17 protein-coding genes and 1 tRNA gene are annotated in these 19608 nt (G+C 47.7%); 7 read left to right on the top strand and 11 right to left on the bottom strand.

Annotation, left to right across the window (positions count from 1 at the left end):
* Nucleotides 1–283 precede the first annotated feature (283 nt).
* A complete protein-coding gene (locus tag KK062_RS09175) occupies nucleotides 284–2506 on the top strand; it encodes a bifunctional alpha,alpha-trehalose-phosphate synthase (UDP-forming)/trehalose-phosphatase (protein WP_254083984.1) in 2223 nt (740 codons plus the stop codon).
* Between the two features lie 169 nt (nucleotides 2507–2675).
* Nucleotides 2676–3044 carry a hypothetical protein gene (locus KK062_RS09170; protein WP_254083983.1) on the top strand — a complete coding sequence of 123 codons (369 nt, stop codon included), beginning with the start codon at nucleotides 2676–2678 and terminating at the stop codon, nucleotides 3042–3044.
* A 230-nt stretch (nucleotides 3045–3274) separates the two neighbouring features.
* Here the strand turns inward: KK062_RS09170 and KK062_RS09165 are convergent, their stop codons facing one another.
* The 3 genes from KK062_RS09165 to KK062_RS09155 form a co-directional block, all read right to left on the bottom strand.
* A complete protein-coding gene (locus KK062_RS09165) occupies nucleotides 3275–3496 on the bottom strand; it encodes a T9SS type A sorting domain-containing protein (protein WP_254083982.1) in 222 nt (73 codons plus the stop codon).
* Between the two features lie 509 nt (nucleotides 3497–4005).
* Complete coding sequence (locus KK062_RS09160; RefSeq protein WP_254083981.1) at nucleotides 4006–4860, bottom strand: Fic family protein; 855 nt, start codon at nucleotides 4858–4860, stop codon at nucleotides 4006–4008.
* 2 nt (nucleotides 4861–4862) lie between these two features.
* A complete protein-coding gene (locus tag KK062_RS09155) occupies nucleotides 4863–5090 on the bottom strand; it encodes a hypothetical protein (RefSeq protein WP_254083980.1) in 228 nt (75 codons plus the stop codon).
* A gap of 284 nt (nucleotides 5091–5374) precedes the next feature.
* Here KK062_RS09155 and KK062_RS09150 point away from each other — a divergent pair, with 284 nt between their 5' ends.
* Entirely contained in the window at nucleotides 5375–6088 is a 714-nt protein-coding gene (locus tag KK062_RS09150) for a hypothetical protein (protein WP_254083979.1), read from the top strand.
* 151 nt (nucleotides 6089–6239) lie between these two features.
* On the opposite strand, the gene KK062_RS09145 is transcribed toward KK062_RS09150, so the two are convergent.
* Both KK062_RS09145 and KK062_RS09140 read right to left on the bottom strand, forming a co-directional pair.
* Nucleotides 6240–6311 (bottom strand) — tRNA-Arg (locus KK062_RS09145).
* Between the two features lie 232 nt (nucleotides 6312–6543).
* A complete protein-coding gene (locus KK062_RS09140; protein ID WP_254083978.1) occupies nucleotides 6544–6978 on the bottom strand; it encodes a hypothetical protein in 435 nt (144 codons plus the stop codon).
* Nucleotides 6979–7155: 177 nt separating this feature from the next.
* On the opposite strand from KK062_RS09140, the gene KK062_RS09135 reads away from it, so the two are divergent.
* Both KK062_RS09135 and KK062_RS09130 read left to right on the top strand, forming a co-directional pair.
* Nucleotides 7156–8241, top strand: a complete 1086-nt coding sequence (locus KK062_RS09135; RefSeq protein WP_254083977.1) for a hypothetical protein — start codon at nucleotides 7156–7158, stop codon at nucleotides 8239–8241.
* A gap of 191 nt (nucleotides 8242–8432) precedes the next feature.
* The gene (locus KK062_RS09130) at nucleotides 8433–10805 is read left to right on the top strand and encodes an ABC transporter permease (protein WP_254083976.1); all 2373 of its coding nucleotides are present in this window, start codon (nucleotides 8433–8435) and stop codon (nucleotides 10803–10805) included.
* 161 nt (nucleotides 10806–10966) lie between these two features.
* Here the strand turns inward: KK062_RS09130 and KK062_RS09125 are convergent, their stop codons facing one another.
* The 5 genes from KK062_RS09125 to KK062_RS09105 all read right to left on the bottom strand — a co-directional run bounded on the left by KK062_RS09125 (nucleotide 10967) and on the right by KK062_RS09105 (nucleotide 16359).
* Nucleotides 10967–11776: a methylamine utilization protein MauJ gene (locus KK062_RS09125; RefSeq protein WP_254083975.1), complete on the bottom strand. Its 810-nt coding sequence runs from the start codon at nucleotides 11774–11776 to the stop codon at nucleotides 10967–10969.
* A gap of 25 nt (nucleotides 11777–11801) precedes the next feature.
* Nucleotides 11802–12302 (bottom strand): AbiJ-NTD4 domain-containing protein, encoded by a 501-nt coding sequence (locus KK062_RS09120; protein WP_254083974.1) that lies wholly within the window; start codon nucleotides 12300–12302, stop codon nucleotides 11802–11804.
* 136 nt (nucleotides 12303–12438) lie between these two features.
* On the bottom strand, nucleotides 12439–13383 hold the full coding sequence (locus KK062_RS09115; protein ID WP_254083973.1) for a toll/interleukin-1 receptor domain-containing protein: 945 nt from the start codon (nucleotides 13381–13383) through the stop codon (nucleotides 12439–12441).
* A gap of 381 nt (nucleotides 13384–13764) precedes the next feature.
* Nucleotides 13765–15567, bottom strand: coding sequence for an ABC transporter ATP-binding protein (locus KK062_RS09110; RefSeq protein WP_254083972.1), 1803 nt, complete (start codon nucleotides 15565–15567; stop codon nucleotides 13765–13767).
* 126 nt (nucleotides 15568–15693) lie between these two features.
* Nucleotides 15694–16359, bottom strand: coding sequence for a flavin reductase family protein (locus KK062_RS09105; RefSeq protein ID WP_254083971.1), 666 nt, complete (start codon nucleotides 16357–16359; stop codon nucleotides 15694–15696).
* 327 nt (nucleotides 16360–16686) lie between these two features.
* Between KK062_RS09105 and KK062_RS09100 the strand changes: the two genes are divergently transcribed.
* Nucleotides 16687–18147, top strand: coding sequence for a serine hydrolase domain-containing protein (locus tag KK062_RS09100; RefSeq protein WP_254083970.1), 1461 nt, complete (start codon nucleotides 16687–16689; stop codon nucleotides 18145–18147).
* An 11-nt stretch (nucleotides 18148–18158) separates the two neighbouring features.
* Nucleotides 18159–19055, top strand: a complete 897-nt coding sequence (locus tag KK062_RS09095; protein ID WP_254083969.1) for a TolB family protein — start codon at nucleotides 18159–18161, stop codon at nucleotides 19053–19055.
* 24 nt (nucleotides 19056–19079) lie between these two features.
* Here the strand turns inward: KK062_RS09095 and KK062_RS09090 are convergent, their stop codons facing one another.
* Nucleotides 19080–19496, bottom strand: coding sequence for a DoxX family protein (locus tag KK062_RS09090; protein ID WP_254083968.1), 417 nt, complete (start codon nucleotides 19494–19496; stop codon nucleotides 19080–19082).
* Nucleotides 19497–19608: the final 112 nt, after the last annotated feature.

Raw genomic sequence — 19608 nt, 5'->3', positions numbered from 1 at the left:
CTTCGTTTTAATCCCGGCATGCGGATGACACCTGCTATGCTGCTACAGCTTTCGATTACGTTTGACGTTGACCAGATAATGACGGTCAGATGTATAAGACATAAACAAAGTATATACTCACAGAAGGGGGATTCATACACGTAGTGGCAATTTGGCATTTTAATGTCCTTTTAATATGCTTTTAATGTCCTCAGCATCCGGTTCGGGACCATACCTGGCTACCTTTATAGCTTATTCACTCAGAAACGATTGGCAGTGGATTTTTCTTCAAGTAAGTAACATTATGCCTGAACGGATTCCTAAAAGATTAATCATTGTTTCGAACCGACTACCCTTTCAGTTAATAAAACAAGCTAATAGAACCGAGATCAAAGAGAGCGACGGTGGATTGGTAAGTGCTTTAAAAAGCTACTTTGAAGGTGACCGAGATGGACAAATACAATTTGACTCTATCCTTTGGATTGGGTCGGCAGAATTCAGCGAAAAAGCGTGGATGGATTTCGACAAAGACGAGCTGGAAAAGCTACCGTACACAGTCGAACCAATATTCATAGATAAGAAGGTATATCATAAATATTACAACGGATTCTGTAACGCCACGCTGTGGCCACTCTTTCACTATTTTCCGTCGTTCGTAGAATTTGATAATAAAACATTTGCGGCTTACGAAGAAGTAAACCAACAATTTTCCGAGCGGATTTTAATGACCCTCACCCCTGGAGACATTCTCTGGATACATGACTATCAGCTAATGCTGCTTCCTTCAATGGTCCGCAAAAAGTTGCCGGATGCTACCATCGGTTTTTTCCTACACATTCCGTTTCCATCATTCGAAATATTTAGATTGCTTCACCGCCCGTGGAAGGAGAAACTAACCGAAGGTTTGCTAGGTGCAGATTTGATTGGATTTCATACACATGAGTACGTTCAGCATTTTCTCAAGACTGTGCAAATGGTGAAAGGCTACGATCACCAATTTCGAACGATTCTTCTGCCCGATCGCGTATTGAAAGCGGAGATGTTCCCGCTTGGGATTGATTTCTCTAAATTTCATAACGCTGCACTGCTTCATCAGGTGATGGAACGAAAGACCGAAATCAAGTCCAACTTCGCCGACAAGAAAATAATCTTCTCGGTCGATAGACTTGATTACACGAAAGGAATTACCCATCGGCTAGCGGGGTTTGAATCCTTTTTGGAGAATCACCCGGAATGGCGGGAAAAGATTGTTTTTATCCTGGTGGTGGTGCCTTCCCGGCAGATTGTTTCCAAATACAATGAACGAAAGAAGTTGATCGAGGAGGAGATAGGAGGGATAAACGGCCGATATGCAACGTTGGGCTGGCAGCCGATAATCTATCGTTACAACTACCTTTCGTTCCACGAGTTGGTATCCATGTATAACGTCGCTGACATTGGATTGATAACACCATTACGCGACGGAATGAACCTGGTGGCCAAAGAGTATGTGGCAAGTCAGACAGATCGTGGCGTTTTAATTCTCAGCGAGCTGGCAGGCGCAGCAAACGAGCTCGGTGAGGCAATTCTGGTAAATCCAATGGATAAGGATGAAATGTCCGATGCGATCCTCCAGGCTGTTCTTATGCCGGCGGAAACACAACGACAAAAGATTCAGGTGCTTCAACAACGCCTAAAGGATTATACTGTCACGCATTGGCTCGCGGATTTCTTACGGCAGTTGGAGGAAACCAAACAACATCAGCGCACACAGCAAACCAAACATCTGTCGGGTAAGGTTTTAAATAAACTTGTTGAGGAATATAGATCGTCGGATAGCCGTTTGTTACTACTGGATTATGACGGAACGCTTGTTCCGTTTTCAAAGAACCCAATCTTAGCAATGCCTGACCGAAACCTTATTGAACTTCTCACACGATTGGCTTCGGACACAAGAAATGATGTAACCATCATCAGCGGACGAGATGGAAAATCCCTCCAGGAATGGTTTGGAGCACTGCCGATTAATTTGGTTAGCGAGCATGGCGCCGGGATACGGCTTAAGAATTGCGCCTGGCAATACGGTCAGGATATCGATCAATCCTGGAAATCGTTTATCAGGCCGATGCTGGATGCGTTTTCGCAACGCAGCCCGGGCTCTTTCGTGGAAGACAAACTTCATACCTTAGTTTGGCACTATCGGAACGTAAATGCAGAACTGGGATTCATACGCTCACGTGAATTGCTGGATAATTTGCATCATTTAGTTCGAAATGCCAATCTTCACGTTTTGGATGGCAACAAAGTTATAGAGATTCGTGTATCAGGAATCGATAAAGGTGTAGTAGCCAAAAAATTTACAGATGATGGTAAATACGACTTCATCCTTGCCCTTGGCGACGACAAGACAGACGAGGATATGTTTCGCGTGCTCAGCGACAAAGCCTACACACTAAAAATAGGACCGGGACAAACGACGGCACAATACTACCTAACCGATCAACGGGAAGTGATCCAATTATTAGAGAAATTGCCCGAAAATTCATAAGCTGCCGTCAGCTCGCCGCTTGCACCAGACAGCCGAAGGTGACAATAGCTTATAGCTTCCGACGTTGGGATAAGCTTAACATCTACAGACGCCAGCCTGCAGGTCAACAATAATCTGGTCGAGAATGCCATCAGACAACAAGCGGCAAGCGGTTGCGTACGTTTAGATCATGAAGATAAAACCAATTTTAGCGTATGAAACTTTTCAGGAACAGGATATCACTCCTTTATTCAATTTTAATTATTGCTCATTTTTTTTCGGTTGCGGTGGACCTGTAAAAGAGAGAAATAAAAATAGTGCAACGGCAAACTCCGTATCCTGGGGACATGTTGCGAGTGAAAAATATACTATTGATACGAAGGAAAGTGTTTTACCGCCCGAACAGTACGTCGCCGGATGGGCGAGCCCCACGGAAATATATCGGGTTCCTGAAGCAACGCGTAAGGGGGAAACCGTTCTTCGTGTGGGCGAGTCGGAGGGCGATGTGCCGGGCGAGCTTGCCCATCATAAACACAAAAGCCGGAAACAGTCCGTGTAAAAATGGAAGAGAATTCGGGGTGTATAACGTGAATGATGTTGGCTGGACCGAGCGGATGACGTCGCGTATACCGAGCTTCGATACCACCTGCATGCGATGATGGGATGGGCATTTAAAAGAAAATCCGGCAGCATGGAGCACGCTACCGGATTACATGTTTTGACTATGCGATAAACCTTCGGCTTGAACAGACGGTATCGTCACACCTGTCGGTCATCGTATGGCGACACTTAATGCTCGATGACGATGGTTTCACTGAACGATCCTCGTTCTCCGGTGGCGGTCAAGTAGTACATGCCATTCGGGACTAAGCTAGTATCCAGTGACGTCGCCCCTTGCCCCTCTGCATACGCCACCTCGTTGCCCGTGCTGTCGACCAACCGCACGCGATAGCTGGTTTGCTTCTGCTGGGCGGCCGTTGAGCTTTTTCCGGTTGCAACAGGCTCTGCCATGCTGGAAATTGTCACGGAATTCGACTTACAGCCCTGTCCAGGGTGGGTCAAATGATTACCGGAATCGGTGGGTCAGATCATTCGCGGAACAGGTGGGTCACACTATTCCCGGAATGCCTGGGTCAGATAATTACCGGTAGGGTGGGTCAAATGATACCGGTACAGTCAGTTAATAATGTATTGTATCTATAAGCCATTATCTCGTCATCGGGCACTACTATCAGCATAAACGTTAAAAGTGCAACACTCAGCATCTCCTCGCGCAAAAAAGCGTGAGCATTTTTCTTATGAACAGCAAGATAAATTGCGACTACAACTAGGCTTATTGAACCTCGATATGCAAATACTTACGGGCGTTTCGATTCCTGTTCAGTCGGACACAAAAAAGCCTTCCAATTTTAACAATTAGAAGGCTTTTTAGTAGTAGACCGGTGGGTGCTGCATTCGTGCTTGCTGAACCAAGACTTTCAAAAAATGGCGGAACTATCCAAATAACTACCTTTATGGTCTTATATAGACGGTTCACTAAAATCAGGCGCCGAGGTATCGCGTTGTTCGGATAACGCAATTCGCTGTTTCATAAGGTCGATCACCTTATCCGCGAAAAATTGAACGATCGGCATTTGTAACGAATCGTTTTCTGAATCGATCAGTGCTTGAAAATAAACTAACCGTTCTTCCTCCCTAATGATAATGGGAGGCAATTGATGCTTTAATAAGAGAAGGGTTGTCAGCAACCTGGTTAGCCTGCCGTTCCCATCTGAAAACGGATGAATTTGTAAAAACTTGTAGTGAAAACCGGCAATGACAGAAAGTGGATGTTTGGAATAGTTTTGTTCAGCCTTCCATGCTGGCCCTTGATCCAGTTGCTGTTGAGTATCCTCAATCAGCGTTCGAACAGCCTCAGGTACTTTTGAGTAATCGAGGTACATGTGATATTGGTTATTGGGGCGTAATGTGAAGTTATCCTCGGTTTTATAGTGACCTGCTGCAGCCAGCAGAGCGTCCTGAACCTCCCATTGCGCATCGTCCTTCATCAGCTCCCCGTGGAGACTTTTAATGGTCTGTTCAGTCAGACTAGTTTCTTCAAAAGCGGAGAAAATCTTATCAAGAACATCTCGGTGGTTTTTGAGATCATATACATCCTTCATTCTCATTCCCACTCTGACGATGTTGTCCTTCAAAAATTTAATTGTCTGTCCATAGGTAAGGGTAAGACCTTCAATTTTTGTTGAATGGTAGGTGAAGTTGTTTCTGATGACCTCTTTCTCTTTTTCACCCCAACGTGAAAAGGAGCCAGTATTGAGATAACGCTTCTGAAGTTCAACAAGGAGTTGAAATTTGTCATGCAGTTTCGAATCCATACCTATGATATGGCCGCAGAAGAAAATTCTACACCAACGTTACGAAGCTTTTCAAGCCATGCTCTGAAATCAGCTGGATAGGCAATGAATTCGCCATTCCTATTCGTAATAGTTCTACCAACCATAAAATGGCGAAAGTCCTCTTGCAGCGGCTCTGGAATAGCCGAAAAAGGTACCGCCGCACGCGTGCGTCCCAAGGCGAAAACTTTATCGAAAATAATTAGATCCATTTTCTTGATTAGGTCTAAAATTAGGCAAAACCTTGCACTTTTGACAGAAAAATCATGTCAGAAGAGAGATAAAAACCTCACAAATGACTTATAATCAGATGGTTATTTCGACAAATGAAATATTCAGGAATTAAGTACAATTAGGAATCTCCTAACATATAAGCGGATTATAAGACCTACGAATTGTCACAATTGCTCGCCTCCTTAAAAGGCTGAAAATCCATGAACAGTTCAAGAGTCTTTTTGAATTTGTGACTTTACAATAGCGTAAACATTAACGCTGTATGATCTGCCCGAGAAAAAAAGAATTCACTATAACTGGATTTATCATTGGTATTATCCTCTCATCATGTGTGCGTTCTCCCAATGAGCATACCGGCAACGACTTATACAGCCAGGTGTTGGACGAACTTGTGACACACAGATTTATATTTTCTTGCACTTCACTTTCAAAAGAACACGCGGATGAATTGAACACTAGATATCGGCGATATTTTGATGGCGAAATAGACTCTATCGACTACTTTAAATTCGAGCGCACAATTACCAATTCGTTAAAAGACACAGTCACGTGTACGTTTGACCTCAGCGGCGATTTTGGTGTTGGCTATCGAATCGCCGGTTTATCGCAAGAATTGGTTGATCTCATACATGAAGATATCGGCGCAACACACATCGATTCATTTCTGGGGGTTTCTGTAGATCAAATTGCAGACTCGCTTACTGTTCCTTCAAAAAAGAAGGCAAGCGAATTTCAGGTAGACTATATCAACATAGTACCATACAAAAAGACCTCGTCACGGGGCTTCCTCCACGACATGAAGGGCAATGGTATTTTTACCTTTTCAGCAGCTTGTCTAAGCAAGGATGGCACCCGAGCCGCTATATATTACGAGTACATGTGTGGTACCAAATGCGGCTCCGGTGAAATTGTTCTTTTGCAACTCATCGAAGGAAGATGGAAAATTATCAGAGCCGTGAAACGTTGGGATTCGTAGAAATCTACGCTTGTCATAAATTCTATCTGCCGCCTCTCCTCCGGACTAGATAAGATGACGCCATGATATATCGGATCAATACAGTTCGATTCCTCTTCAGTCGGACACAAAAAAGCCTTCTAATTTCAGCAATTAGAAGGCTTTTTAGTAGTAGTCCCGGCAGGAATCGAACCTGCATCTTCAGAATCGGAATCTGAAATACTATCCATTGTACTACGGAACCAAAAACACCGGAAATAGGAAAAAACTCCGATGGTGGGGTGCAAAAATAGAAAAAGCCGGCAATCCATCAAAAAAATCCCACTTTTACCATGCAGGAGCTCTGTTAGCGCCTTTATTCGCCTGGTTCGCTAACCACTTTTCTTTTTCTGTGGAAGAAAACATGCCTTGGCAGCCTTTAAATGCGCTTCAAGCCCAGCCAGCCACCCAAATCACGGCGCTAGACGATAATTCGCCTATTCACTGCAGTGGGAGGTATGTGCCTTGTAGTCCAATATCGGGCCATCACAGGCTTGCCATTCGGTGTTTTCGAATTGTGTGGACGACTTCACCTCGATGAACTCGGTGGGGGAGCAGCTTGCGCGTATGTTGTCCTCGCCGGGGGTATAGGTGAGTTCAACGTATTGTCTGTTGTCCAGGGTTACGTAGGCATAGCGGCCCACCGCCTCGGAGACACTGTCCGCATAGGTGCGGCGTTTTAAAAAGCTGCTGTCATTCCATAATAGAATCGTCTCCTGCCACGGCAGGTCATCGTCTGTACTTTGGTCTCCGGTCCAGGAAGAGGCCATTTTTACAAGCGTCAACTCCAAACCACAGGCATTAGGCTTGGCTTGGTCCTCACAACCAAAAGCAACCATTGCGGCAAAGGCGAATAAAAAGATTCTTTTCATAAGGGAATAATGACCGGATTCGAGTTTAATACAGGAAGGTTCCTGTTGTCTTTAGACACAATGTAATAAGAAGAAGTTGTAACAGCTTTGATATAGCCACCGGCACAGCCCGAATTACCCAAAAAGGTTATAGCCCCGTGTGCAGCCTGCCGCTACCTTTAGCGAAAAAACACGGTCATGAAAACAACGGTCGTTATACGGACTCTTCGGGGCCGCTCCGGCGCAGATTTTGCGCGGGTCTTTTCGATGCTTTTGATCACGGCGTTGGCCGTGGCGACATCGTGTAAGGACGATGACGCAGAGCCTTCGGTTAAAGAGTCTGCTTGCCTCGTCGCAAATCGAACAACCGCAGCCCAGGTACGTACTGGCAAGCCTGACGGGTACAGCTACAAATCCGTGTTCACGTATGAATATGATGACAAGGGTAATCAGATAGGAAATACCGTTCAGTACGACTACACGTATAACGACGGCAAAAAGTCCACCAGCACGTCCAGTACCAGCATGCAGTACGATGCCGACGGCTTTCTACTGCGCACCATACGGCAATACAACTCGACTGACATGGACGGCGTGATCAGCAATTCTTCCACCAATGAGGAATATACATATGAGAATGGCCGCCTGATCAAAGAGGCGTATACCAATACCACCGACGGAAAGCCTTCCAACTATGTATTTCAATATGAATACGACGGCGCCGGTAAGCTGATCAAATATTCGAATACATATAATAATAGCTCTACCGCTATTACCTATAACGGCGAGATCATTCAAAAAATAACGAAGACCGATGGCGGCGGAAACGTCACGTCGCCTTTCGTGCAGTACAATGCAAAGGGGTGGCTGACCAAATGGATTGATACCTGGCCTGGTGGTACCGATGAATATCGCTATGAATATACTGCCGATGGGCAAGTGGCCAAAGAAGAGCGCTACATCAACAGTAAACCTTCGTCTGGAGGGATCTATGAATATGACACCCGCGAGAACCCAAACCGGTATATAGAGTCCTGGCCGAAGGGCCACCCGGTCGTGCCCGATTACAGAGCGAAATTTGTCTACATACGCAATATCACCCGCGCGACATACCTCGAACCCAATGCCGGGGAGACGGCCTTTCAAAACAGAGCCTCGGAGCTCCATGTCTATGACTACAACGAAAAAGGCTTTCCCACCGGCTACACCTCGACAACGACGAATGCCACCGGGGAGGTGGCGAATTCCTACACCGTTACCTACGAATACGCGAATTGCAACTAATATAACTCCCCGCCCGCCGTTGGAATCGCTGTCCGTTTCCGAACATGCCCTGTACGAAATATAGCGGGTAAGCAACCCTTATCGTCGATTTTGCATCTGTAAAGCATAGGCTCCGTCCGGCGCGGTTTTTGGCGCTGGAGTGGCTGTAACCTTCCTGGCGCTGTTGGCGTCAAACAACAACACCATTCCCTATGCTGTATAATTATTTGAAAATTGCCTTCCGAAGCCTTCGTCGACACAAGGGCTTCTCGCTGATTAACATCGCCGGTCTTTCGATCGGCATGGCCTGCAGCATTCTTATTCTGCTGTGGGTTCGGGATGAGCTGAGCTATGACCGGTTTCACCAGGACGCCGAGCAGCTATACCGCGTAACGGCCAGCCTATCGGAAATGAACATCCATGCGGCGGTAACACCGGCGCCGTTGCCCGAAGCGCTCCAGGCCCAGGTGCCGGCCATCCGGCAGACGGTGCGGTTGAATGGTATGCGTTCGTTGCTGATGGAAGTGGGGGACCGGATGTTTGAAGAAGAACGCATCTTCTATGCTGACTCGACCTTCCTCAAAATGTTCTCCTTTAAGCTCGTGGCGGGCGATCCGGCGGAAGCGTTCAAGAACCCCGAGACCATTTTGATCACGGAGTCCATGGCAAAGAAATACTTTGGCAACGAAGACCCGCTGGGCATGACCATTCGCAGCGATCGAAAGAACGACTTTGCCGTAGCCGGTGTGTTGGCAGACGTTCCCGCGAACTCACACCTGCAGTTCGATTTTGTGATCCCCATGTCGTTCCTGGCCCGAACGGAACGCGACCTGAAACAACGTATCTGGGACAACTTCAATTTTTATGACTATATCAAGCTGGATGAAAAGGCAGACGCATCACCCGAAGGGCTGGCCAAGCTGGGTGAGCAAATCACCGCCGTCTATCGGGCCCATGAAAAGGAACTGAAGGTGGACTTTCACGTGCAACCTGTTACCGACATCCACCTGCATTCGAACTTCCTGGCCGACCTGCCCGGTCATGGCAACATGCAGTATGTATATATCTTTATTGTGGTCGCCATCTTCATCCTGGTGGTGGCGTGCATCAACTTCATGAACCTGGCTACGGCACGTTCCGCACGTCGGGCAAAAGAGGTGGGACTGCGTAAAGTGGCCGGCGCGGTACGTGCGCAGCTTGTCCGTCAGTTCCTGGCGGAGTCATCGCTTATCTCGGTCATCGCATTGATCCTGGCGGTGCTCATCGTATTTGCAGCGCTGCCTGGTTTTAATACGGTGGCCGGAAAACAATTGAGCATCGACTTGCTCAACGCCAAGCTGGTGGCGGGTTTGCTGGCCATTACCTTCCTGACGGGACTGTTGGCGGGTAGTTACCCCGCGCTCTTTTTGTCGTCATTCATGCCGGCGACCGTGTTAAAAGGGAATTTGAAAACGGGTGCTTCCGGTAGCTTTTTCCGGAACACCATGGTGGTGATGCAGTTTACCGTATCGATCATCCTGTTAGTCGGTACCGCGGCAGTATATAAACAGTTGAAGTTTATTCAAAGCCGCAGCCTGGGCTATGACAAAGAGAACCTGGTCTATGTGCCCATGACGGGCGACCTGTGGCAAAAATATCAAACACTGCGTACATCCCTGGAGCAGGAACCGCTGACACAGCACTTCACGGTAGTGCAAGACCTTCCCACGAACGTGGTAAACGGCACGGTGTCCGTCGAGTGGGAGGGGAAAGATAAAAGCTCGCAGCCGCTCTTTTGCAATATGGCCATCGACGAAAACTTCCTCGATGTGTTTAAGGTCACCTTGCTCGACGGGCGCGGCTTTTCTAAAGAGGCGAAAGCCGACACGTCCAACTACCTGGTAAACGAATCTGCGCTCCGTACGATGGGCATGAACGTCGAGACGGCCGTAGGCCAGCCCCTCACATTGTGGGGCAACAAGGGAGCGATCATCGGCGTGGTCAAGGACTTTAACTTTAAGCCCATACAGCAACCCATCGAGCCGCTCATTCTGCGGTTAAATACCTGGGGTGGCGCGGCCGTGGTGCGTACAGCCCCCGGCGAGACCGAGAGCACCATCAAAGCGCTGGAGCGGATCTGCCAGACGTTGAATCCGGAGTATCCGTTCTCCTATAAATTTATCGATCAGGACCTCGACAACATGTACCGGGCCGAGCAACGCCTCGGGGATCTATTCAACATCTTCGCCGTGCTGGCCATCTTCATCTCGTGCCTGGGCTTGTACGGCCTCTCAGCCTTCCTGGCAGAGCGGCGTACCAAAGAGCTGGGCGTGCGGAAAGTATTGGGTGCTTCACTCCCGCACCTGGTCTACTTGCTACTGTCGACCTTCACCAAGCCGGTGCTGATCGCCATGTTCGTAGCCGCACCGATCGCGTGGTACGCCATGACCCGCTGGCTGGAGGGCTTTGCCTTCCACATCACGCTGGACTGGACCATCTTTGCATTTGCCTTTGTCGTAGCGCTGTTCATTGCATGGATCACCGTAAGCTACGAGTCGATCAAGGCCGCGCTGACCAACCCGGCCAAGTCGCTGAAGGACGAGTAGACGAATAAAATTCAGAAAGATCAAAGAGGAAGTCGCATGAAAGGTTGATACGGCTTCTTCTTCGATGATCCTCATTTAAGCGTGATCGCAAAGAAAGCCATGTCGAAAATCGGTCAGTGTTAATAGTGGACTTTGTCGGTTAAGTGGGTTTGCGTCGCCTGTTATAGTAGTTTCGATTCTACGTCCTCAGTAATGTTCGGGTGCAGTCTGTTTTGTCTCCAGTCTGTAATAAGCTTATATGCTACTTGTTTGATCGTGTCGATTTGATTAACCACATTCTCGACTACATTTATATCAATGGAAGCAATGCCATGGGCGATATCCTTTCGCATTGAGTAATTGTTATCAATCCAAGCGCTCTGATTTGGAATTATAGGCCATTCGGGGCATTCTCCCCAAACAGCCTTAAGTGTTTCCCACATATGGCACTTAGTATTTGTTCCAGGATTATTACAGACAACTCGATTGGGATTATATTTATTACATAAAATTTCTATGCTATTAAAAAATGCAAGAAATTTATCAAATGGATCGTCGGTGTATAACCCCTTTCGATACCAGCCAACTGCTCTCAAAAATGTCGGTTCTGTTAAAACCCAAAGTCTTGCAGTTTTGAAAGCATTACTAAGCTCATCCTCAGTCAATCGCCTGCGTTCCGTTTCCGCTCTTACAGGGATGTTTATGGTGTTGGTAAGTGTCAAAATTGTCGGCAGATTAATGTCAATTGACAATACATCTAACGCTTGGCCACAAAAATAAAGTCCAGCCTTTCTGGCAATGGTCTGTTCCACAGCAAATGCTGTTAAGTTAATAGTTATTCCAAGTAAGCCATTTTTTGATACATCAATATCGCTATAAAGTTTGTCATCAAAATGAAAGTCCTTTCGCTGTCTAAAGCTAAACTTTTTCTCAACGGTTATTGGTCCGTAAACATTTAAGGTTATATCCCAAGCAGGTAAATTGTCTGGCATTGCAATGATTTAAATATTAATACGTTTAATTATAAGTCGAATCTACTTTGGTTATTTCCCCTCCATTAAATTGAAATCCTACAGCATGCTCTTTAAATCTGCCATTTAATTCTCCAATCGCATCATTGGGATCGCACTTGACTTCATTCCGGTAAGCGTAATTCTGAAAATCCGGTCTTAATATCTTATCGATATACTGAAATGAAAGTTGCACAACATCTATCACTCTTTCCATATTTTCTTCCTGTAGCAAGTATTTAAACACCGTATCTCTAAAAGTTCTGTAGTCGCCGATAAGGGAAAATTTCCCGTATTCCCGGCTAAGAGTGTCATTTATGAATTTAAAGATGTCCTCAGGCTCATTCTTGTCGCTTCTATAAAACGACTTTGCACTACCAATTGAATCATTAAGTATATGTACTATTTGTACGCGCAATTCCTGTGGGACGATCTTGTATTGGTACACATCATTGACCTCACCTCTAAGCCTTTTCTGCTTTTCTGAGAATAAATCCAATATTGCCATATCAATTTTTTAGTTATCCTATTCGTGGTTATATGGCATTACCAGTCTTTAAACTCGAATACCAATCCGCCAAATTATGTTTCTCTTCATGCTGTATTCGGCAAAACAGGCTAACAGATTTTGCCAGGACCAGTTATTATCCCATTGCTCCAAGACGCTGTTTTATTATGCTCGATAACTTGATAACCATCTCAATTTCCATGGATTTACCTATCGAATGTGTTCCTATAAAAAACTGACACGGATTTTGAAGTTCTAAAGAATTGCCAATGATACCTGTAGCCGTCTTTAAGAAGGCATTGTCAATTACTAATTCGTTAAAGCTTAGTCGATCTATTATCTCATCGTCAATGAATAGAAATGTTGATTTATTCCGAATATTAAAATTAGCGTGTAGGAACTTTTTCTCTCCTACTTTCCAATTTGAAATGTCCGCGGAAATGGATACTTTGTGATAGTCGGAATCTATTACCTCGAAATAGATCCTATCATTTACATAAATCAATCTCAATCTTGAGTGAAAGGAATCTCTATTCCCTAGATCAAACAATACTTTTTCAAACCGTCGATTTGCAAAATTTGGAAAGCCTACATACATTGATATTGAGAAACCATCCGTATGATCCCCATTACTGCGGGCAAAGTCATGTTTCAAATAAGAAAGTTGTCCCTTCTTTCCGATTGCGTCAAATAAATCTTGAGATATCTTGTCTATTCCTTTTGAACTATCGATGCCTTTGATATCTGCTAATAGAGGATATTTTTCGGCAACCGTTGAATGGTTGACATTATGGTATATGATTAGTAGTTTAAATTGCCCTTTGATACTTCTGTTAAAAAGAGCTTGTAATTCAGCATTAGTCCAACCCTTTTCGAAGAAAAAATTACTCAAAACAATAATTGCGTGATTAGAATTTGAAATGCCTTTGTTGATCGATTCCGTTAATGAGTCTCCAAGCTTAATGCTATACTCGTCGTAGAATACAAGAGCACCGTTTAACATTAAATTATTTGCTAATTCCCTAACTAGAGAGTCTTTGTCTTCTGACGCATGAGATATAAAAAAATCGGCTTTGTTCATTACTCTCCTAGTTGGTACAGGCATTCGAATATAAACAAAATTACATATTTTACATATTGACCTTCCCCGGAAATCTATATGGTTTAAAAGTAGGGGGAAATGGGCAATTGTTGATAATTTAAATCGGTAGTTGCTTATTGAAAAATCTAAGTTCGTAGAAACTCAAATTGTCTTTGCAATACAACAAGCTGAGACCGGTACATCCGTTGAAGGAATTTTACAGAAAGCTCGACATCAGTCAAGCTACGTTCTTAACTGGAAGTTTGGAGGATTGAGTGTTTTTGACGCGACAACTCGAGGAAGAGAATGCTCAGTTAACGAAGCTTTTTTCTGGCCTAAGTCTAATAGGCCTTCTTCCTCTTTTTGCGAGAACCAGGGGAGTTACCCGGCAGCCGATATTTCATCAACAGCCGGTGCCGCTGGATCGACCGTCGTAGCCTGATGCGCCCAAAGCTCATTGAATACGAGGCTGCTTCGTTTCAATTCCTCAAAAGTCCCTTCTTCAATGACCGCGCCGTTGCGTAGGATATAGATGTAGTCGAACTCGGTGAGCAGGTGCAGGCGGTGCAGCGACGAGATCACAGCCTTGTCCTGCATGGTGTTAAACAGGGCGCTATAGATGCGTTTCTCCGTGCGCGGGTCTACACTGCTGGTGGGCTCGTCCATCAGGATGATGCTGCTGGAGCGCGCCGCGAGGATGCCGCGGGCTAATGCCAGCCGTTGTTTTTGTCCGCCGGAAAGGTTCACGCCTTTCTCCTGGATGTTAGTTTCCAACCCATGCGGCAGTGTCCGCACAACGTCGGCAAACTGGGCAGCCTCGCAGGCGGCCATCACATCTTCTTCGCTAAAAGGTAGCCCGAGCGTAATGTTATACCGAATAGTGTTTTCAAAAATCTCCGGGTCTTGGGGGAACAGCGTCACCGTGCCGCCGAGGCTACTAAAGGGTACCGGCTCTGTCTGATCGATTACCGTCTGCACGCCGGGTGCCGGCGTGTATAAACCTCGTAAAGTAGCGAGCAAGGTGCTCTTGCCACTGCCGCTTTCGCCGATCAGGGCAATACGCTTGCCGCGCGGGATGCGCAGGTGTACATTGTCGAGGCCCGTGGCGCGACCGAGAGACTGGTCATTGTCGCGGGTGAAGCTCAGCTGCTGGATGTTGATCTCGTTCCACTGGGCAGGCAGCGTACTTTCTTCCGGCGTATGCTTCTCGTCCCACGCGCGCTCGATGTCGGCTACGTTCTGTACGTCGCTGTGGTATTTAATGATCTGCGTGTATTGTGCCGCGATGTCGTTAAAGACGCTGGTAAACTGGTTTACATACCCGAGCAATACCACCAGTCCACCGATGAGGAACGGCTGGCCGGCGTGCCAATGCTGGTACAGGTACCCAACGGTGATGGTGGCATAGATCAGGCCGACCATCATCTGCGCCACAAACCACTTCCACTCGTTGATGATCACATTGCGGCGGAACGGCGGAAACACGGCCGCCACCTTTTGCATGAAGCTGTGCTGCATGCTCTTCTCCAGCCGCAGCGTAATTACCGTGACAATGTTGGAGAGGCTGTCGAAAAGTGTAGACGAAACCTCGTGCTCGCGGCTGTTGGTTTCGCGCAGCGTTTGCAGGTAAGGTTTGTCGAATTTCACGATGATAAAGATCGTCAACACGCCAATCAGCACCCCGATGGTGCCAAACAGGGGCGAGAAATACAACATCGCCGCAAACGAAAAGAAGAACTTTCCAAAGGAGTAGAAATAGATAAAGCCATGTTGGAAGAAATCACGGAGGCCTTCATGCGCTTTGCGCAGCCGGCTGATAGTGGAGCCGCTGTGATTGTCCTGGTGCCACTTCACCGGCAGGTGCAGTACCTTGTGGTAAAGCTCATCAATGAAGTTCGTGCTCAGGTTGAAGGCAAGCTTGCGTTCCATAACGCGCGCAGGCCCGTGAAAAGCCCATTCCAGTAAGCGCAACCCGAGAAATCCAAGGGCGTAGATCCAACCTTGCTTTAGAATGTCGGCGCCTTGTTGTTGCAGCGAGTCGATGAACCAACCGTAGAAGAGCGGGTTCATGGCGATAGTAATGTTGGCGAGGACAAAAAGCCCGTAGATCAGTGCAAAGCGTCCTCGTTCCTTACGGGCATATTTCCATGCTTTGGCAAGCAGGGAAAAGTAGGGGTTTTTCATGATTCTTCTCCTGTGCGTATTTACGCGAAGGTCCGGAGAAATGTTCCCTGCGAGCCACTTCTATTGCCTGTAGATATTACATGGAAGCGGATTTCTGACGATATGAAAAATTTTGTGGCTTCTCTTTTATCTAACAGCGGCAGACTCCGTGTCGGCGGTACGATACAAGTGCTCTGGCACCTGCGCCAGTGTAGAAGAATGGACACGCTCACCCAGACTATAGAACTGCTGGAAGCTCATGATCAGCGGCCGCCATTTGTCAGGGTCGACGTGGTGGGGACGACCGTCGGCGAGGATGGACTCGTGCAGGTGAACGCGCAGTATCTTGAGCTCGAACGACAGGATACGAATGTTGGCCGCGCCGGCATCGGCACCCATTGGGTGAATAGCCGCCAGCGACGCTTCCAGTTGCACAGGGCATTCGTAAATGCGTGGTGTATCGACTACGTTAGACGGCAACGGTGTAAAGCCCGACCGACGCCACTTGTCGGATTCGTGCTGATATCCCCGACTGGCTTTGCCCGGAGGAACAGGATCGGAGCCGGTCGTCAGAGCTAGCCGGTCCACGCCAGCAGCCTGGTTGACGGAGGGAAGATTCAACACACATTCGCGTGTACGCAAAAGATTTTCGGTGGTTTTGGACTGTGCCGAGAGCCCGATCATACAACGATAGCCGAGCCAGAACACCGACGAGATCGGGGCCAGGTTAGAGGTGCCATCTTCGTTGAGGGTACTGATCACTACGACGGGTGTACCAAAATATAAAATGGAAGGACTGCTGACGTGGTGCATAGTGTTGTTTTGATAACAAAGCTGGCATACACACGGCGCGTCTAAAACCTGTTTCTTGCTATTATATGATCGCACGGGTACGCATCTGGCGCAAGGTCTTCCGACCGAAGGGAGGGCGACTTGTGCCTGTCTAATGGCAGTCTTCCGACTGCCGTGGACACGTGGTAATCCAGGTAACTATACACCCCTTACGGTAACACAGTACCCCACATCCGCCGAGGTCACGTCTTGATGGATGACAATCATACGGAGGTAATCAAGGTCTTTACAGCATTGGTATTTGTAACAGTATATATGTATATTGGTATTCACCTTACCCCGTTTCCCATGAATCGTAACATTTTTGCGAGCGTAGCCATCGCCGCCTGTTGTGTTTTATCGTGCCACCAGCCTAAGCCGGCATCAGACAGCGTACAGGGCCGCATTCGCCAGGTGGAGGAAAATCTATTCGCTCCGGTGCGGATAGCGGGAGAAGGCCCCTGGACGGTGGAGGAACGCCTGGCCTTTCATAAAATCCCCGGCGTGAGCATTGCCGTGATCAGCGATTACAAACTCGATTGGGCCAAGGCCTACGGCTGGGCGGACAGCGCCGGGCAACGGGCCGTGACCACCGAAACGGTGTTTCAGGCAGCGTCCATCAGCAAGTCATTAAACGCCGTGGGGTTGTTGAAGCTGGCGCAAGATGGTAAGGTAGCGTTGGATACTGATATTAATACCTATCTCACTTCCTGGAAATTTCCATATGACTCCGCATCGCATGGCAAGAAGATCACGATCACCAATTTGCTATCGCATACAGCCGGGCTCACCGTACACGGCTTTGGCGGCTATGCGCCGGGAGATTCCTTGCCGACGGTGATCCAGATCCTCGATGGAAAGAAACCCGCTAACTCGGAGGCTGTGCGGTCGATGCGAGAACCCGATCAGACGTCCATATACTCCGGCGGCGGCACCACCATCAGTCAGTTGATCGCCATGGACGTCACCGGCCAACCGTATGATGTTTTTATGGAGCAGTCGGTGCTCACCCCGCTGGGGATGAACAACAGCTTCTATACACAGCCACCACCGGCGGCCAGACAAGCGCAACTAACAACAGCGTATCACCGCGACGGCAAACCGGTAGCGGGAAAATTCCATATCTACCCGGAACAAGCGGCCGCCGGATTGTGGACAACACCCACCGACCTGGCTCAATATATAATCGAAACACAGCTGGCGCTGCAGGGCAAATCATCAAAAGTATTGACCCAGGCATATACAGAAAAAAGACTCACGCCGTATCGCGACGCCGCCGGGTTGGGAGTGTTTATTACCATTCGCGACAGTGCCCGGTATTTTGAGCACGGCGGTGCTAACGACGGCTTTCGGTGTTTTTACTCCGGTAGCTTCGAAGATGGCAACGGCGTAGCGATCATGGTGAACTCTGATAATGGCGCAATTCTGCAGGAAGTGCTCAACAGTGTAGCGGTAGCCTATCACTGGAAAGGATTTGAAATACCGGCACCCAAAAAGATTGTCAAGCTCGATCCGCGGCAGTGGAACTCGCTGGAGGGTAGATACGCCATGGTAGGCAGACCTGACACGCATGTGCAATTAACATCACGAGACGAGAAGTTGATCCTTAAAAAAGAGTGGAATGGAGACGAAGTTATGTTTGAAGCCGAATCAGAGACTGCTTTCTTTTGCAAAGACTTCCATTTTCCGATCAAAGTCAGGAAGAGAGAACAGGGCGCGGTGACAGAATTCCTGACGTTTGATAAAGATGTGTGGGTGAGAGTAAAATAAATACGAACAGCATGAATGTTGTAAGATTATTAATAGCCGTCTGCTTGCTCAACATCTTTGCATGCACCACGCGGGAAGAAAAAGAACATGACCCTATTCCATATCCCTTTCCGCTGCCCCATACGACGGCCCTTACTTTCCTGAAAGGAATCGTCTCGACCGACTCGCTGGACTTTAACGCAGCCTTTTCGCCCGACGGCAAAGCGTACTACTTCACGCGGTCCATAAACGGGCAGTTGATCCTCTACTTCACGCGGTATGATAGTATATGGCATACAGCCGTGCCGGTGCCATTTACCGAAGCCGGCTACTCACAGGCCGATCCGGCCTTTGGGCCTGATGGTAAACTATACTTTATTTCCAACCGTCCGAAAGATTCAAGCGATACACTGGCAGACTATGATATCTGGTATGTCAGTCCACAAGGCGACGGATGGTCACCCCTCCAAAACCTGGCGGTCGTCAATTCTGATAGCAATGAATATTATATCTCCGTGGCGCACAACAGTAATATATACTTTGCCTCGTCTCGCGCGGGAGGCCTGGGACAGGAAGATATTTACGTGAGCGAATACAGCGGCGGGAATTATGGCATGCCGCAGAACCTTGGCCCCGCCATCAATTCAGAGATGTCGGAATACGATCCGGGCATTTCGCCGCGGGAAGATCTGCTGGTGTTTGCATCGTCTAAGCGAACCGATACGTTCGGTGGCGCCGACCTCTATGGCACCACACGCGGAGATGACGGAGTATGGAAACCCGCCGTTCACTTTGGCCCGACGTTTAATACCGGCACGCGTGAGTATTGTCCATACTTCTCACCCGATGAGGCCTATTTCTTTTTTAGTAGTCAGCGCGACGTGAAGTGGGTCGGTATCGAAGCGGTTCGAAGTACGCTGCAGCCATAGCGCTGTGAATAAAGTTACCGCCTCTCAGGGATGCCTGGCGGGAATAGCAGCCTTGCCAAACCGACCCCAGGCAATACCTGCCGCCAATACAGCAACGAGCACATTAAAACCAATCTGCGAGCCTTCTCCGCGCACGATGTGAAAGATGCCGGCACAGATCATCAATACAACAATGCCCACGGCTGCAAACGGCGTAAGCCGCGGTCGTATGCGCAACAGTGCGGGCAGGATCAAACCAAGTCCACCCAATAGGTCTACGGCGCCGGTGAGCCTAAGCAATGCCAGGGGCACTTCGCCCGCCCAGGACCACATCGCGGCGACTTCATGTGCCGGTTGAAACAATTTAACCGTGCCGGCCCAAAGAAGCATTACCGCTAATAGTATCTGCACAACCCACAGGGTGGTGTGCAAGGCTTTAGAAGGTTTGTGTTGATTTGTCATGATGTTCGTAAGATGGCCAAAGGTAATGTATCTTTGCTTTCTCCTGGAAAGCACTATCCTGCGGGAAAGCGCTTTCCTCCAGGATAGTAATGGATCACAAACACGTACACAC

Source organism: Dawidia cretensis, from assembly GCF_018598175.1.
GTDB classification, from domain to species: domain Bacteria; phylum Bacteroidota; class Bacteroidia; order Cytophagales; family Cyclobacteriaceae; genus Ohtaekwangia; species Ohtaekwangia cretensis.
Note: the sequence above shows the minus strand (reverse complement) of the source record. Positions and strands in the feature narration are given on the sequence as shown.

Excerpts from the sequence above, each read along its gene's own strand:
- KK062_RS09090 (WP_254083968.1), bottom strand. The coding sequence starts at position 19,496 with ATGACAAATCAACACAAACCTTCTAAAGCCTTGCACACCACCCTGTGG.
- KK062_RS09125 (WP_254083975.1), bottom strand. The coding sequence starts at position 11,776 with ATGCCAGACAATTTACCTGCTTGGGATATAACCTTAAATGTTTACGGA.
- KK062_RS09170 (WP_254083983.1), top strand. The coding sequence starts at position 2,676 with ATGAAGATAAAACCAATTTTAGCGTATGAAACTTTTCAGGAACAGGAT.
- KK062_RS09100 (WP_254083970.1), top strand. The coding sequence starts at position 16,687 with ATGAATCGTAACATTTTTGCGAGCGTAGCCATCGCCGCCTGTTGTGTT.
- KK062_RS09115 (WP_254083973.1), bottom strand. The coding sequence starts at position 13,383 with ATGAACAAAGCCGATTTTTTTATATCTCATGCGTCAGAAGACAAAGAC.
- KK062_RS09160 (WP_254083981.1), bottom strand. The coding sequence starts at position 4,860 with ATGGATTCGAAACTGCATGACAAATTTCAACTCCTTGTTGAACTTCAG.
- KK062_RS09120 (WP_254083974.1), bottom strand. The coding sequence starts at position 12,302 with ATGGCAATATTGGATTTATTCTCAGAAAAGCAGAAAAGGCTTAGAGGT.
- KK062_RS09165 (WP_254083982.1), bottom strand. The coding sequence starts at position 3,496 with ATGGCAGAGCCTGTTGCAACCGGAAAAAGCTCAACGGCCGCCCAGCAG.
- KK062_RS09135 (WP_254083977.1), top strand. The coding sequence starts at position 7,156 with ATGAAAACAACGGTCGTTATACGGACTCTTCGGGGCCGCTCCGGCGCA.
- KK062_RS09105 (WP_254083971.1), bottom strand. The coding sequence starts at position 16,359 with ATGCACCACGTCAGCAGTCCTTCCATTTTATATTTTGGTACACCCGTC.
- KK062_RS09175 (WP_254083984.1), top strand. The coding sequence starts at position 284 with ATGCCTGAACGGATTCCTAAAAGATTAATCATTGTTTCGAACCGACTA.
- KK062_RS09110 (WP_254083972.1), bottom strand. The coding sequence starts at position 15,567 with ATGAAAAACCCCTACTTTTCCCTGCTTGCCAAAGCATGGAAATATGCC.
- KK062_RS09150 (WP_254083979.1), top strand. The coding sequence starts at position 5,375 with ATGATCTGCCCGAGAAAAAAAGAATTCACTATAACTGGATTTATCATT.
- KK062_RS09155 (WP_254083980.1), bottom strand. The coding sequence starts at position 5,090 with ATGGATCTAATTATTTTCGATAAAGTTTTCGCCTTGGGACGCACGCGT.
- KK062_RS09130 (WP_254083976.1), top strand. The coding sequence starts at position 8,433 with ATGCTGTATAATTATTTGAAAATTGCCTTCCGAAGCCTTCGTCGACAC.
- KK062_RS09140 (WP_254083978.1), bottom strand. The coding sequence starts at position 6,978 with ATGAAAAGAATCTTTTTATTCGCCTTTGCCGCAATGGTTGCTTTTGGT.
- KK062_RS09095 (WP_254083969.1), top strand. The coding sequence starts at position 18,159 with ATGAATGTTGTAAGATTATTAATAGCCGTCTGCTTGCTCAACATCTTT.